The organism is Colwellia sp. PAMC 20917 (assembly GCF_001767295.1).
GTDB lineage: Bacteria > Pseudomonadota > Gammaproteobacteria > Enterobacterales > Alteromonadaceae > Colwellia_A.
Genome location: NZ_CP014944.1, coordinates 2,817,087 through 2,831,930, shown reverse-complemented (window position 1 = coordinate 2,831,930; position 14,844 = coordinate 2,817,087). Strand labels below are relative to the sequence as shown.

13 protein-coding genes are annotated in these 14,844 nt (G+C 37.2%); 4 read left to right on the top strand and 9 right to left on the bottom strand.

The features are described 5' to 3' along the window. The first annotated feature begins 139 nt into the window (after nt 1-139). The gene (locus tag A3Q34_RS12190) at nt 140-331 is read left to right on the top strand and encodes a hypothetical protein (RefSeq protein WP_070375607.1); all 192 of its coding nucleotides are present in this window, start codon (nt 140-142) and stop codon (nt 329-331) included. An 84-nt stretch (nt 332-415) separates the two neighbouring features. Here the strand turns inward: A3Q34_RS12190 and A3Q34_RS20550 are convergent, their stop codons facing one another. The 3 genes from A3Q34_RS20550 to A3Q34_RS12180 all read right to left on the bottom strand — a co-directional run bounded on the left by A3Q34_RS20550 (nt 416) and on the right by A3Q34_RS12180 (nt 3,667). Next, nucleotides 416-595, bottom strand: a complete 180-nt coding sequence (locus A3Q34_RS20550) for a hypothetical protein (protein WP_157470968.1) — start codon at nt 593-595, stop codon at nt 416-418. 41 nt (nt 596-636) lie between these two features. Beyond that, nucleotides 637-2,253: a methyl-accepting chemotaxis protein gene (locus tag A3Q34_RS12185; RefSeq protein ID WP_070375606.1), complete on the bottom strand. Its 1,617-nt coding sequence runs from the start codon at nt 2,251-2,253 to the stop codon at nt 637-639. A 592-nt stretch (nt 2,254-2,845) separates the two neighbouring features. Next, entirely contained in the window at nt 2,846-3,667 is an 822-nt protein-coding gene (locus A3Q34_RS12180; protein WP_070375605.1) for a hypothetical protein, read from the bottom strand. Nucleotides 3,668-3,870: 203 nt separating this feature from the next. Here A3Q34_RS12180 and A3Q34_RS12175 point away from each other — a divergent pair, with 203 nt between their 5' ends. After that, nucleotides 3,871-4,620 carry a substrate-binding periplasmic protein gene (locus tag A3Q34_RS12175; protein ID WP_231907348.1) on the top strand — a complete coding sequence of 250 codons (750 nt, stop codon included), beginning with the start codon at nt 3,871-3,873 and terminating at the stop codon, nt 4,618-4,620. Nucleotides 4,621-5,536: 916 nt separating this feature from the next. Here the strand turns inward: A3Q34_RS12175 and A3Q34_RS12170 are convergent. From A3Q34_RS12170 to A3Q34_RS12160, 3 genes are all read right to left on the bottom strand, one after another. After that, nucleotides 5,537-6,628: an ACP S-malonyltransferase gene (locus A3Q34_RS12170; protein ID WP_070375604.1), complete on the bottom strand. Its 1,092-nt coding sequence runs from the start codon at nt 6,626-6,628 to the stop codon at nt 5,537-5,539. Next, on the bottom strand, nt 6,625-8,829 hold the full coding sequence (locus A3Q34_RS12165; protein WP_083277996.1) for a dehydrogenase E1 component subunit alpha/beta: 2,205 nt from the start codon (nt 8,827-8,829) through the stop codon (nt 6,625-6,627). The genes A3Q34_RS12170 and A3Q34_RS12165 overlap by 4 nt, the downstream gene beginning before the upstream one ends. 115 nt (nt 8,830-8,944) lie before the next feature. Further along, a complete protein-coding gene (locus tag A3Q34_RS12160; protein WP_070375602.1) occupies nt 8,945-10,138 on the bottom strand; it encodes an acyl-CoA dehydrogenase in 1,194 nt (397 codons plus the stop codon). A 127-nt stretch (nt 10,139-10,265) separates the two neighbouring features. Here A3Q34_RS12160 and A3Q34_RS12155 point away from each other — a divergent pair, with 127 nt between their 5' ends. Continuing rightward, on the top strand, nt 10,266-11,096 hold the full coding sequence (locus tag A3Q34_RS12155) for a LysR family transcriptional regulator (RefSeq protein WP_070375601.1): 831 nt from the start codon (nt 10,266-10,268) through the stop codon (nt 11,094-11,096). A 281-nt stretch (nt 11,097-11,377) separates the two neighbouring features. Here the strand turns inward: A3Q34_RS12155 and A3Q34_RS12150 are convergent, their stop codons facing one another. The 3 genes from A3Q34_RS12150 to A3Q34_RS12140 form a co-directional block, all read right to left on the bottom strand. Beyond that, nucleotides 11,378-12,268: a hypothetical protein gene (locus A3Q34_RS12150; RefSeq protein ID WP_070375600.1), complete on the bottom strand. Its 891-nt coding sequence runs from the start codon at nt 12,266-12,268 to the stop codon at nt 11,378-11,380. Between the two features lie 443 nt (nt 12,269-12,711). Further along, entirely contained in the window at nt 12,712-13,395 is a 684-nt protein-coding gene (ssb, locus tag A3Q34_RS12145; protein WP_070375599.1) for a single-stranded DNA-binding protein, read from the bottom strand. A gap of 178 nt (nt 13,396-13,573) precedes the next feature. Further along, nucleotides 13,574-13,972, bottom strand: a complete 399-nt coding sequence (locus A3Q34_RS12140) for an acyl-CoA thioesterase (RefSeq protein WP_070375598.1) — start codon at nt 13,970-13,972, stop codon at nt 13,574-13,576. A 137-nt stretch (nt 13,973-14,109) separates the two neighbouring features. Between A3Q34_RS12140 and A3Q34_RS12135 the strand changes: the two genes are divergently transcribed. Next, nucleotides 14,110-14,811, top strand: coding sequence for a 2OG-Fe(II) oxygenase (locus tag A3Q34_RS12135; RefSeq protein ID WP_070377138.1), 702 nt, complete (start codon nt 14,110-14,112; stop codon nt 14,809-14,811). The last annotated feature ends 33 nt before the right edge of the window (nt 14,812-14,844 follow it).

Genomic DNA, 14,844 nt, shown 5'->3' with positions numbered 1-14,844 from the left:
ATCTTTATAATAAAATATTACCTGTTTAAGTAAACATGCTCATTTAGCAGATTAATTGAACTAAACAATCTATTGTAAATCTAAACAACATAGGGTTTATTTATCAATGTCAACACAGCAATTTAGGCGAGGAGGTTCAATGGAATTTCATGATATTCATATTGGTATGAAATGCGGTAGTAAAAAAGGTAGTGGTACAGTCACCTGGATTGACGGTTCAACGCGCACTATTTATATGGCAAATACAGAAGAAAACAATAGCTTTGAAGTGGACTTCGAAGAAATTATAGAAGACCCTCAAGCACATAATAATACTGACGCCTATTACTAATCACTATGGCGACCCATTACAGAAAATAAAAAGCCTCTTTTTAAAGAGGCTTTTTATTCGATAATAAATATTTATTCCTTGAGGTTAACCGCCAACCTTCAAATTTGGTAAGTTAGTATCTGCAATCGTCGATAATACAAGTAAGACCATAAAAAAGAAGAATGTTGTTGCACCTATCTTCGCTCGAAACACCTCATCATTGCTCTCTGAAACGTTAAAACTCCGCCAAAAAACATGGTAAGCATAAAACAACACGTTGATCATAATTAAACACCGCCATTTTTTTCAAATATAACGTCTAAATATTACATTTTAAATTGTGATAATTGCTGATTAAGCTCGTAAGCCAACTCGAGTAACTGTTCACTTATCTCTTTACCATGTATCGCATCTTTACTTGATTTTTCTGCAACGTCACTAATATTGACAACATTGACATTAATTTCGTCAGCCGCTAAATTTTGTTGCTGTGCTGCACTAGCAATTTGTGTGTTCAAATCATCCAGCTCTGTGATTTGCGAGGTTATTTCCACTAATAAACTGGCTACATTCGTTACATCTTCTGCCTTTTCATTTGCCTGTTGACTGACATCATTCATAGAGTTAACCGCATTACTGGCATCAACTTGTAATCCCCTAATCGTTAACTGGATTTGGTCAATAGACTCTCTGGTACGCGTGGCTAATGAGCGTACTTCATCGGCAACCACTGCAAAACCTCGCCCTTGCTCTCCGGCTCTTGCTGCTTCAATAGCTGCATTTAATGCCAATAAATTGGTTTGTTCGGCGATACTGGTTATTACTTCTAAAACACCCCCTACTTCATGAGTTTTATCGCTTAATGCAGCTATCATAGCGGTATTATCAATCACCTTGTCACGCAATAAACCAATGCCATCTTTAGCATTTTCAACTAATTCTAAGCCTTGCGTTGCTTTTTCACGTACCGACAGTGAATTCTCAGCGGCGGTTTGAGTATTACGATGTACTTCACTCGCTGATGTATCTAGTTCATTAATTGCAGCGGCTACAGAGTCTGTGCCGTTCTTTTGTTCAAGAACAGCCGCACGCATTAAATTCGATATTTCATCAACACTTTTTGCTGAATCAATTAATTTGTCTGTTGTTGATGAGATGGATAAAAAACTTGTTCTAAATTTTTGCATCATGCTATTTAATGCCACACTAACTGCACCTAATTCATCATCATGATGTACTTTGATTTCTTGGTTCAAATCTAAATTATGTTCTACATCATTAATGGTTTTTCTAAGTCGTTTGAGGCGATTAAAAATCAATTTCTTTATGGTTAAACTTAATAACCAAAAGCTAATAACAGTGATAACTAACTGTAGGATCGCTGCTTGAGTTATAGAACTCATAATTTGCTGGTCAACTTTAGATAAATCATAGGTCACCTTTACCGCGCCTAATATTTCATTTTCTTTGACTTGATGACAGGTTAAACAGTTAGTACCACGGTAGTCTGAACTGGCACGTATAGGCGAAATAAAACTCATCATTCGCTTACCGTCTCGTTCAAAAACATCAAACGCTTTAGTGCCGTTTATACCTTGTTGTTCAAAATCATCGACCGCTTTTTGATCAGCAAAACCATCACCAAAAATAGTTGTTAAAGCAGGCGCTCGAATAATACGTGCCTCAACAATTTCATCTTGGCTCTGTATTTTATTTTGTATTAACTGACGATTTTCTATTGTCCCGGTTAACATCATAGTATTCACAGAGTCAAAATAATTAAGTGCTAAACTTTCTAGGTTACGTTCAACAAAATTTTCACTGAGCTCTTTTTCATCATAATAAAAGAATATGACTGTGGTACTTAAGAACGCTATTGCGATAAGTACTAATGCAGCATTAATCTTTGCTGCCAATGATAGTGTAGAAAACATTGTGTTCATGAACTCCAGAGTTAAAAGTCATTAAAGTGTAAATTATTATAATAATAAAACTTTGATTTACTTTATCAATCGAGCATATATTTTATCTATTTATGATGGAACCAACCGTTTTATAAATCATCTCTTTACTTATTTATTATCTTCATAGATCGAGGGCAATTGTAGAAGTTGAATAAAGGTGGAAACCGTTAAATAAAATCGGAAACTGGAATTATTACGTTTAAGGGCAGTAGTTGCCTCACTGAAGACATCAGCATTTGAGAGTTTTAACTAAAAATGTTTGTATGTTTTGATCTAAAGTAGACATGGATGGATAACCATATTACGTTGACAGTTACTTGATAGCGGACGTTCGATATAGATGAGAACAGATGTATATTGATGATGATAGTTTTACCAATAACCCGTTAAGTCTGAGTGCGAACTAAGCCACCATATAGTCATTCGTCATCAAACCGTTAATGCTAACTTTGCGCATTGCGAATGTCTCAGAGTATCTGTCGTTAAGGTCTGCTTCAAGGATCATAACTAGCATTAAATTCAATCCATTTCATGGCAACTCAGAGCATTACAGGTCATTATTCGATCGTTTTCAGAGTCGCCATACTATTAAGGCCATAATGACATTTTCATCTGCGGTTTTGTCTCCAAGTTTATTTTGCCAATATTGCCATTTTATGCCTGCAAAAACAGTATCAGGATTATTGGCGAGTAATTTACCAATATCAAGCCTCAATTGAGGCTGAGCTAAAAACCACGAATGTACTTTGCCATCTAGTTCATTTTGTCTTTCATGTATATATTCCATGTGGCCTTCTATGGAGAAATCTAATTCTCCAATTGAAAAGGGGTAGCCGTAGCTAATATCTATCATAAAACTGTCTTGCTCTGTTGGAGCATTTGCAGTACCAACACGTAAACCATCACTAGCATCTATATAAGCGGTAATATCAGAGTTGAGAAAGGAAAATCCGGGTATGTCCCAAGAAATACGTATACCGGGTAAATATTTCATAACATTGGCATCGGCGGAAGCATTTATACCCATGACCAGACCCACATCTTTAATAAAACTAGCAGGCTTTTGCATCTCAAATATTTTTTTTGCACTGAAATGTAGATATATTTCGCCATAAAATTCACTGTCGTCAAATCCATCAGAATTTCCGTCGTTTAGATGGTCCACAAAAAAGAAATTATCACCGTATTTCCAACCGCTGGCATGTTGTAATGTGATCACGGTAGTTGCATGTTTTCCACCTCCGGCAAAACTAGGAGCAAGTAACTTTCCTTGTTGATAAAACAACTCTGTTTTACTCCATTCACTGGCAACGCTTAGTGCTGATCCAAGAAAAAATAGTGCGATAAGGATTTTACTCACTCTTAAGAAGGTTAATAGTTTGGAGCTTTTCATCAGTTACCTCATCTTTAAATTTTATATCAACTGTTTTAAATACGACAAATGGTCCCTGTATGATATAGCTGTTATCTAAAGAAAAGAAAAGGTACTCACTTCTGTATAATACAAGTAAATAAATTTTCCTTTAGATCTGTGAGCATATTTTCATGCATGCCTTATACTAGTTTGTAACCGAATTAACAGCACTTGATTTAACAATGAAAATTAAAATTCTCAAATATTATGTACTATTAATCAGTACCATGTTGATTGGTTTCACAGAAGCTAAAGAAGTATTAATGGCATTTAGTCAAGAAATCCCACCCTACATCTTTCAGAAGCATAATAAGGGCATTGAAATTGATATCATTTCGGCTGCGTTGGCATATAAAGGTCATACGTTAAAGCCCCTGTACTTTCCCTTAGGACGAATTCCTATTGCTTTTAGAAGTAACCTAGTCGATGCGGCAATGGGCGACATGGGAATAAACTTGGAAGCTTTCGGGGGATTTTATGCCGAGCCTGCTGTAATCTATAACAACGTTTTTATCACCCTGAAAGACAGAAATATTTCCATAGAAAAACCTAGCGATCTGGGTGGATTACAAATCGTATCTTTTCAAGGCGCTGAAAAAAGGTACCCTAAATGGCTAAATAAAGTAAAAGAGGATAATCGGTTTTATGGTATCAGCGATCAGCTAACACAAGTGAAACTACTGCATTATCGTCGATATGATGTGGTTTTAAGTGATATTTATATTTTTAAACACTTTGTTAAACAATTGATATTAATGAACGATTTAGAAGTGGGTGATGTTAAAGTGCACAACTTCACCAAAGCCAACCCCGATGATTATCGCCCAGTATTTAGGGATAAAAAAGTTAGGGATGATTTTAACCTAGGGTTAAAAAACATAAAAGAAACCGGAAGGTTCCAAAAAATATATGACAATTACATGAAATTGTAATGTGATTGACTTATTAAGTATTAGTCACGAACGAAAAGTCTATATAGTATTAGTTAACCTTTCAATAAATCCAGCTATATATTCTTTTAGATAAACATATCCATAATTTTATAATGGGTTTAATCGGGCTGTGCCGGTAATTTTCTGTTAGATAAGGAAAGGGTAATATCAACTTTCTTATCTAACCTCCCCCTAGTTGAGATGGATTTTGTTCATGAAAATCGATATTAGTTAACGTTCAGGTGTGAATTTACACTGACGACATAATGAGCTTGAAGCAGTCATGAGATCGGTCTCGTTCTATAACTGTATTTTTATCATAAAATTAGTCTCAAAAACGATTTTGTGAGCGTCCGCTTTATCAATGATTTTCAATTCTGCTGTCGAATGTCTTAGGTCAACTAACTGGTACTCTGTTGACCTCGAAAAATACTTATGATTTCAAAATACTATTTCCTCTCTGCGTACTTTCCTAACGGTAATACTAAAATATCATCACAGTAGGAAACGGACAGTTCGCGTTTGAGTAGGTCATATAAGGCGTCTTTTTTGTTGCGGAAAACTTAATAAAGCATCTATTCAAAGCATCAACAGATAAACAACGTTATCAGCAGATTTGCCGGAGCGCTAAGAAAACTTATATTATATTAAAGCCAGCGCTCTTCCATGTTGAATTGAAAGTATTGCCAATCTTAAGGTTTGCTTGTTCAAATAGCTCAGCCGTTAGTGATGATAAGTTTAAGATGTTTCTGGCAAAATTCATTCGATGTCTCTTTTGGCTTTTACGTTGCCTAGTTCACCAGTATTTACCACATTGAGACATCGTCTAATTTAAAATTATTATCATTTTTTATTATATTTGAATCACGAAACTTGAGTTAGTTTTATACAAGAATGTTTAGTTGTTATTTTAAACTTATAATACGACCTTTTTACGTTGCTCTAATAATCCCATGGCGAGTATAAAAGGGTTCTCCTTTTGCTGCGTTATAAAATTAGCTTTGCTTTGTAAATTAAGCCAATGATGGCTGATCAAACTCTGCGCCACTGCACCACCTAAGGTAGCACCTGGGCCCAAAATAATAAGCTTATCGGGCGCAAACTCTTTAATGGCTACCTCGATCGCTTTTGAAAAGTTATAAGGTTCTACCACTTGTGTATTAAGTGTGTAGTTATGTAATTGCTCAACATCGCAACTATAAGGTTGCCACACTTGCCCTAAGCCATCAATTAACGGTATTTCAGGCGCATTAAACAGTTGTGCTGGCATCAGTTCCACCGCCCGCTTTGAAACTTCATTTAGCAGCGGTGTATGAAAAGCCGCATGGTTAAATAAATTCATTGGATAACGGTCTTGTAACACAGGCAGTAACGCTTCTAACGCTTTCAAACCCGCCTTGTTACCACCAAAGACTATATAACCACCTAAATTAATCGAGACATAAACTTCACAATCACTTTGTTGATTTGCTTGTGCTAACCATTGCATAACCTGGTGTTCTTGCTCTCGCTCAATATTCCACTCATCGTTAATGATTGGATAAATCATTTGTCCACCAATCACACCTTTTGTCATCATCGAGCCCATGGTATTAATTAACTTAATAGCTTGTTTGGGTTTTAATGCGCCAGCAACCGCTAATGCTATATACCAACCCATAGAGTTGCCAGTAACCGCGACAATGTCAAACTCGTCTTTATTAATGGCTTGATAATCTGATAATGCACAAGCATAAATAAGTGCCGAAGCATTTTCACCGGCAGTATGGGTACGCATGCTGTAATTTTCCATACCATCAAGTTCAGAAACTTTCATTTGCCCTTGGCTGTCACGAAAATCATCAATTAATGAAACTATTTCGGTTTTATCACTATGAAAACGCTGTAAATACCCCAGTTCTTCTTTATTGTAGGTACCTCGGCCAGGGCAAATAACTACCACTCTTTGCTTTTTCTTATTCATGGCTTTTACTGGTGCTTTATCGGTATTTTTTATTGACGAACTCATTGGCAAATCTCCTTCGCAGCATCGACAATATTCTTAACCGATGGTAATACCTCATAGGCTGCAGCGCCTAGAGGAATAAAGCTATCACTTGCGGTAACGCGTTTTATTTTAGGGCATTCACTTGTTTGCTCATGAATTAAAGTCACTAGCGCTTCACTAATTGAGCCCGTTTGACGACATTCATCAACAATAAGCACATGTTCACAATCATTCACTTGCGCCAAAATACCTTGTTCATCTAATGGTGCTAACCAACGTAAATCAACAACACGTGCATCAATTCCCTGCGCTGCTAATTTTGCTTGTGCTTGGCGCGATAAGTAATTGCCATTGCCATACGTTAAAATACACAGTTTTTTACCTGAGCCAGCAACCTTAACGCCTAAATCGATACTGCTGTCTGCCAATTCAGGAGGCTGATACTCAAAGGTCCATAAACCATCACCTTCTTGGTGTAAGTCTTTCGCCATGTAAAGCGCTATTGGCTCTAAAAATATCACCATACGTTGTTGCTCTTGCGCTAAGCGTACACTAGCGCGCATCATTTCAACTGCATCGGCACCATTTGACGGACAAGCGATGATTAATCCTGGGATATCACGAAAAACGGCAAAAGAGTTATCATTATGAAAATGACCACCAAAACCTTTTTGGTAGGCCAAACCCGCAATGCGGATCACCATGGGATTAGTAAATTGCCCATTTGAGAAAAACGGTAATGTCGCCGCTTCGCCACGAATTTGATCTTCAGCGTTGTGCACATAAGCTAAAAATTGAATTTCAGGGATAGGTAGAAAACCGTTGTGCGCTAAACCAATAGCGGTACCTAAAATCGTTTGCTCATCTAGCAAGGTATTAATCACCCGGCTTTTGCCAAACCGTTCACATAACTTTGCCGTAACGTTATAAACGCCGCCTTTTTTGCCAATATCTTCACCGCACATAACAATACTGGGATATTCAGCCATTAAGTCCATCAATGCCCAGTTAATCAATTTTGCTAAATGCTGTTTTTTAGGCAGGTTATGTTTCTCATGTTTAAAAATTTCTGCGCGAGTTTTATCGCTAACTAACACTGAACTACGTGCTTTAGTAACGTTAGGTATAATGCTTGCCATTACGGCATCAGCACTGGTCAGTTTTTCTTTGCTAGCGGCATTTTCAGCAATAACCTCAATGCGCTTTTCAACGTTTTGATAAATGCCGATCAGCTCTTCAGTCGTTAAAATATTGTTTTCTAAGATAATGCGCGCGGTGTGTAATAAAGGGTCTTGAAACTCTGTTGCCGTAATGTCAGCCATATCACGGTAAACAAACTCAGCATCAGAGCCCGCATGCCCCAAAATACGCACTGTGCGGATATGTAAAAACACGGGTTTACGCAATTCTCGAGCAATTCGTTCTGCTTCTTTGGCGGTTTTATAGGTATCTAAAATATTCAAGCCATCACAATAAAGATAAGTTAAACCGGCTCTATTTTCATAATTAGCGGCGATCCACCCTTCCGGTGTAGCCGTTGAAATACCAATACCATTATCTTCACAGACAAAAACAATTGGCATAGGAATAGACTGATAAGCCGCCCAAGCTGTGCTGTTAATTGCCCCTTGTGTGGTTGAATGATTCGATGAAGCATCACCAAAGTTACAAATAATGACGCCATCGTCAGGGATCTCACCTTTATGCGCTAAACGTTTTGCTAACGGAATGCTGTATGCAGCGCCCATCGCTTTAGGCAAATGCGACGCTATGGTGCTGGTTTGTGGTGGAATAGAGAGCGCTTTACTACCAAGCACTTTATGACGACCACCAGAGATAGGGTCATCTTTTGATGCAGCAAATGACAATAGCATGTCATATAAAATCGTTTGTCCTGGTACTTGCTTGCTGCGCTGGATAACAAACGCGCCACTGCGATAATGCAAAAATGCCATATCTGTCGGACGAAATGCCTTGGCATAAGCAGCATTACCCTCATGACCTGAGCTACCAATAGTATAAAAACTTTGACCTTTTTTCTGCATCACACGTGATTGCAAATCAAGGTGGCGACTCATTACTTGGGTTTCAAATAGATCAATAACTTCAGCTGAACTTAATCCAACATCGCTAGGAGTTAAAGTACAAGTTGATTCAGGTAAGGTTTGCGCGCGAACAAAGTTAATAAAATTTTCTTTCACCAGCTGATTACGATCAGACATGATATCTCCACGGGGAATTATTATTATTGTGGTTTAAAACTAATGCTATAGGGCTACATAAAGCATCAAAAAAAGCGTAAATAAAAGGCGTATCAAATACGCCTTATTCAGTGTTTTAGTAAAATGCTTGTAAACCAGTTTGTGCTCTACCTAGTATCAGGGCATGCACATCATGTGTACCCTCATAAGTATTAACCGCTTCAAGGTTCATCATATGGCGAATAATATGATACTCATCGGCAATACCGTTACCACCGTGCATATCACGAGCCGTGCGAGCAATTTCTAATGCTTTACCACATGAATTACGTTTGATCAGCGAAATAGCTTCTGGTGCTAATTGATCCGAATCCATTAAACGCCCCACTTGTAAGCAAGCTAATAAACCCGTGGTGATATCAGTTTGCATATCGGCTAATTTTTTCTGAATTAACTGTGTTGCCGCCAAAGGACGACCAAATTGTTCACGGTCTAGTGTGTATTGACGAGCACCATGCCAACAAAATTCTGCAGCACCTAAAGCGCCCCAAGCAATGCCATAGCGTGCTTTGTTTAAACAACCAAATGGGCCTGATAAACCTTTAACATTTGGTAAAATATTATCGCTAGGTACAAAAACGTTATCCATAACGATTTCACCGGTAATGGATGCTCGTAATGAAAATTTACCTTCAATTTTTGGTGCACTTAAACCTTCCATGCCTTTTTCTAAAACAAAACCACGAATCACGCCATCAAGTTTGGCCCAAACCACAAAAATATCTGCAACGGGAGAGTTCGTGATCCACATTTTATTACCCGTAATGCGATAACCGCCATCAACCGCAGTAGCATGTGTAGTTAAGCTACCAGGATCTGAGCCTGAATTAGGCTCAGTTAAACCGAAACAACCAATGTATTCACCAGATGCTAATTTAGGTAAATATTTCATCCGTTGCTCTTCACTGCCGTAAGCATAGATTGGATGCATAACTAGAGATGATTGCACGCTCATCGCACTGCGATAACCACTATCTACACGCTCAACTTCTCGTGCAATTAAGCCGTAAGTAACATAATTCACGCCTGCACAACCATATTTTTCAGGTAATGTAGCGCCTAATAAGCCCAGTGCACCTAGTTCGCGCATAATTTCAACATCAAACACTTCATTTCGGTTAGCCATTAATATTCTTGGCATTAGTTTTTCTTGGCAATATTGATGCGCACTGTCACGGATCATTCGCTCCTCTTCAGACAATAAAGATTCTAATAAAAGTGGATCTTGCCATTTAAACGAGGGACGGTTTGCACTGCTTGAATGAGACATTAAATTACCTGTTAAGCTGAGAAATAATTAAGTGCAAAAATAATAAGCAAATACTAGCCAAAGTTAAAACATTATTTTCCTTTAACTGATATAGTTTAAAGCTATACCTAAGTTAACTAAGTTTATTATGGATTTAAAATCACTCAATTATTTTATTTCAGTCTATGAGTTAAAAAGTTTTAGTGCTGCTGCAAAAGCGTGTTTTATCGCCCAGCCTTCAATATCTGCAGCAATAGCACAACTTGAGCAACAACTAAAAGTACAACTTTTTATTCGCCACGCACGTGGTGTAACACCTTCAGAGCAAGGTAAAAAACTATTTCCATTGGCCAAACAGCTATTAGGGCAAGCAGGCGCAATAAAAAGCGTTTTTTCAGAAAAAACCCATAAGCAACCCTTTAACTTAGGCGTTACCCGCGGCTTAGGTGTTGAACGTATGAGCTTATTATTAAAAGAATTCACCTCAGCAAACCCTTCTGTCGAACTGACTTTAGTGCCACATACTGAAAATGTTGATGCACGTATTATTCTAAAAGATGAATTACTGGAAAATGAGCAGTATATAGACATGTGGCATGAAGATTATTTACTTGCCGTACCTTATGACCATATATTTGCCCTCGAAGATACCGTCACAATTCAGCAGTTAGACGGATTACCTTTTATTCAGCGAATGCCTTGCAGTGCTTGGGATCACCTTCAAGACACTTTAGCGATCGCCGGTATTAGTCTCGACGTACGAGCAAAAATCACTACCATAGATTATGCACTTGGCTTGGTACATGCTGGTTTAGGCTGCGCATTCTTACCCGCACACAGTGAAATTATTAAACGCAGTGACGTGGTGTTTAGGCCAATAGTCGGCTTACAACTCACACGAGAAATTGTATTGGCATACACAACATCGTCAAAAGCCATCAATAACTTAAAGCGTTTAGCTCATAAACATGCCCATTAGACATTGCTAAAAATGGAGCAGATTCCTCTATTTTTCTAGACCGCTCACTGAACGGCGCGCCGATATAAGCTAACGTTTTGGCCAATTGTCTAACAAAGTAATGAAAATTTTCCATCTAATCAGCTATGTCTTAACAGACTAAGAATATTAGCATTAGCTAAAACTGATTAACAAAATCCCAGTAAATTAATTTTGATCACCGTCGCTTTTGCCACTTTGCTGACCAAATACTGAAACTAAAAAGCAGCCTTTTAAGGACGGCTTAGTACCATGTGCTGTCATTAGGGTAAGTATTTTGAATACCGATCGAAATCGGCATACGAGCCAGTGTAACGTATGGTCACTTTATCATCACTTTTATAGCAGATGTCTTTGCTATTTATTATGTTTTTATAGTTAACACGTGATCTAACTAACACGTTATTAACAAAAGTATCAGCAAAACCATAGAGATTAGGCGAAGAGAAATAATCAAACATATTACAGACTTCATTTTCAGGGATCCCTTCATAAACAAGAGAAATTCCTATATGGTCACTTGAAATAGTAATATTATCGTCATAACCGTGACTAATTATTCCCTCTTTGACTGAATAAAGATCATCAATCAATTTTTGTTCAATCGCAATTTGATTATTAATATTCTTATTTCTACTGCGGTTATAATATACGCTGATGCTTTCCGCTAACTGAAACCTTTTTCTTAGTTCATTATGTAGTTTATTTTCTGATGAAACATCAAAATTAATAAAAATAGTCACCGCAACTAGTAGGGAGATAGCCGTTCCCACCAATATGATAACCTTTTTTTTGTTGAATAAGTTTTTCTCTAAATAGAGTGCAAAAAATTTAGCTGTAATAAAACCAGTGGCACTTGATATAGAAAAAATCTTTAAATACAATAAAATAAAAATAACGTCATAACCGTAAAAGTGCCCAAGAAATAATTTCACAACTATAAATGATGATATCCATGAGATGAGCACTAAGGTGATAAATATCTTTGGGGAGTCAATGTAGGGGAAAGCTGTGATAAAGAATAAAATGCTGAAAATAGGAAACCAATAATGTAATACTACATTGTCAGGTACAACATGCTGCGCTAGCGTGGCTAAAGAAAAAAAAGCAATAAAAATAAAATTTATTTTACTTTTCTGAATAATGCTACCCATTTTTATAACCGTCAGCTAAAGCTAAATAATGATTAAACTCATCTGCAACAGATATATTGTAAACACATTTTAATTTAAAGTTTTTCATTTGAAATCCCTATCATTCTATTTAATCCAACTTCCGCTTATCGCTCTAAGAAGACATTAAGTTTTTCAACCCGTTATGTCAACTAAGCGCTCGCAGAATACGTTAACACAGTTATTTCATGATGTGTTTCGAATTATTATTAAGGTTCAATTATGGCAGTTGAAGACAGGTTCCAACTTTATTTGGAGTGTTTTTTTAATAGATAAAGCTTACTGCAACATTTGTTTCGATCTTTATTTAGCTTCTACAACAATAATAAAAATTTTAGACTAAAGACAAAAAACCCAACAGTTACGTTGGGTTTGGTTTGGTTTGGTTCTAGTGCCTAAATTGACACTTTCAGATTAACTGTGTGCTAGAACGGGATATCATCATCAAAATCAATCGTTGGCTCTTGAGGGTTAACTTTAGGAGCTGATTGCTTTTGTTGTCCTTGATTTGCAAAACCACCTTGCTGCTGTGGTGCTTGTTGTGAATAACCGCCTTGCTGCTGTGGTGCATTGAAGCCACCTTGTTGCTGTGCTGGTGCATAAGCAGGTTGTTGACTTTGTTGTGGCGCTTGCTGAGAGTAACCACCTTGTTGCTGTGGTGCTTGTTGCGGAGCCTGCTGTGAAGATTGCCCAGAAAAGCCACCTTGCTGCTGCGAAGCTTGACCAGAGAAACCACCAGCTGACTGACCGCCAGAACCTTGACCACGTGAGTCGAGCATTTGCATAGAGCCATTAAAGCCTTGTACAACGATTTCAGTGGTGTACTGATCTTGACCTTGTTGGTTTGCCCACTTACGCGTTTGTAATGAACCTTCGATATATACTTTCGAACCTTTTTTAAGGTATTCGCCAGCAATTTCAGCTAACTTTCCAAACATAACAACACGATGCCATTCTGTTTTTTCTTTCTGCTCGCCAGTTTGCTTATCTTTCCAGGTTTCAGAAGTTGCAATAGTAAGATTAGCAACGCCGCCACCGTTAGGCATAAAACGTACTTCTGGGTCTTTACCTAAATTACCTAAAATGATTACTTTATTAACACCGGCCATGAAAAAATCCTATCTTTGTGCGTAAATATTTTATTTACTGATTTACGTTATCGACAAACATAAAATAATTTATCGATGCAATTTTAAAAAGTGGCAATTATTCTATCACTGTGAGTAAAAAATTTCTTTGAGTTTCAGTGCATTTTTAAGTTTATTTTTTGATTATTTTAAACCGACATTATTCTTCTGGAAAAAGGTGAGCCTTCATTTCTATTTTTATCTGCTCAGGTATTTTTAAAGACGATTGATTTTCAAAACAAAAGTGAACCATAACTGCAGTTCCTGACGCACATTTTTTATTTTTTTGCCACGCTTCTTGGTAAACAGTAAACGATGACCCACCTATACGACCTATATAGGTACGGATTTCGATTTCTTCACCATAGTAAAGTTGAGCATGGAATTCCACATCTATTTTAGCCAGAATTAACTGCCAATTTTTTGTATCTAATGCCGGCATAAAAAATCGAAAGACCGGATCTCTCGCTCCTTCAAACCACACAGGTAACAAGGTATTATTTATATGGCCTAGCGCATCGGTATCACTAAATCTTGGCATTAATTTTTCACTGAACATAAACATTTCTCACAGATTTTAAGTGAGCTTATTTTACATACTTTTTCATTGTGTTGAAGTGCACAAGCGAAGTTAATAGAATATAAGCTATTGCTATGGTATTTTCGTTATCAATATTTATTGAAGCTTATCAAACTATGACTGATTTTATTGAACTATACCCTAACGCCCTTTCTCCAGAGTTTTGTAAAAGATTCATTCATGATTTTGAAGGGAGTCCGCATAAAAACCAAGGACGTACCGGTGGCGGCGTAGATACCACTAAAAAAATTAGTCAGGATATTTATTTAAATCAGCATGCTGAATTTCAGCCGGCACTGGAAACCATTTTACAAGCCTGTATTACTCATATCACTGAGTATGTCAGCAAATACTACTTTAGCTTGATCAGCAGTATTTCTTTAACCGTACAGCACCCTGTAACAAAGCAGCCCGTACAACTAACCGCTGATAATTTTGAAGAGGTAGGTAGACCTAATTTAGTCAATTTAATACAGTACTTATTTAGGCTCGCCCCAATTAATGCCCAAAAATATTTACAGGGTAAAGGCAATTATAATTATTGGCATTCTGAAATATTTCCACAGCTTGGTGATAATAATGCCTTGCACAGAAACTTGCTTTTTCTTATATATTTAAATGATGTCGAAGAAGGTGGTGAAACTGATTTTTTCTATCAAGAAAGAAGTGTTAAGCCAAAAGCTGGCACTATGGTTATTGCCCCTTGTGGCTTTACTCATACTCACAGAGGCAATGTACCTGTGTCATCAGATAAGTATGTGTTAACGTCATGGATGCTATTTAACCCCGCAGATAAAATTTACACCCCACAACCTTAGCAAAAACAAACCCGTTTCACTTCATCATGCCTA

What these genes read in the sequence shown, in the direction of transcription:
- A3Q34_RS12190 (WP_070375607.1), top strand. Translation starts at nt 140, where the DNA reads ATGGAATTTCATGATATTCATATTGGTATGAAATGCGGTAGTAAAAAA.
- A3Q34_RS20550 (WP_157470968.1), bottom strand. Translation starts at nt 595, where the DNA reads ATGATCAACGTGTTGTTTTATGCTTACCATGTTTTTTGGCGGAGTTTT.
- A3Q34_RS12185 (WP_070375606.1), bottom strand. Translation starts at nt 2,253, where the DNA reads ATGAACACAATGTTTTCTACACTATCATTGGCAGCAAAGATTAATGCT.
- A3Q34_RS12180 (WP_070375605.1), bottom strand. Translation starts at nt 3,667, where the DNA reads ATGAAAAGCTCCAAACTATTAACCTTCTTAAGAGTGAGTAAAATCCTT.
- A3Q34_RS12175 (WP_231907348.1), top strand. Translation starts at nt 3,871, where the DNA reads ATGAAAATTAAAATTCTCAAATATTATGTACTATTAATCAGTACCATG.
- A3Q34_RS12170 (WP_070375604.1), bottom strand. Translation starts at nt 6,628, where the DNA reads ATGAGTTCGTCAATAAAAAATACCGATAAAGCACCAGTAAAAGCCATG.
- A3Q34_RS12165 (WP_083277996.1), bottom strand. Translation starts at nt 8,829, where the DNA reads ATGTCTGATCGTAATCAGCTGGTGAAAGAAAATTTTATTAACTTTGTT.
- A3Q34_RS12160 (WP_070375602.1), bottom strand. Translation starts at nt 10,138, where the DNA reads ATGTCTCATTCAAGCAGTGCAAACCGTCCCTCGTTTAAATGGCAAGAT.
- A3Q34_RS12155 (WP_070375601.1), top strand. Translation starts at nt 10,266, where the DNA reads ATGGATTTAAAATCACTCAATTATTTTATTTCAGTCTATGAGTTAAAA.
- A3Q34_RS12150 (WP_070375600.1), bottom strand. Translation starts at nt 12,268, where the DNA reads ATGGGTAGCATTATTCAGAAAAGTAAAATAAATTTTATTTTTATTGCT.
- ssb (WP_070375599.1), bottom strand. Translation starts at nt 13,395, where the DNA reads ATGGCCGGTGTTAATAAAGTAATCATTTTAGGTAATTTAGGTAAAGAC.
- A3Q34_RS12140 (WP_070375598.1), bottom strand. Translation starts at nt 13,972, where the DNA reads ATGTTCAGTGAAAAATTAATGCCAAGATTTAGTGATACCGATGCGCTA.
- A3Q34_RS12135 (WP_070377138.1), top strand. Translation starts at nt 14,110, where the DNA reads ATGACTGATTTTATTGAACTATACCCTAACGCCCTTTCTCCAGAGTTT.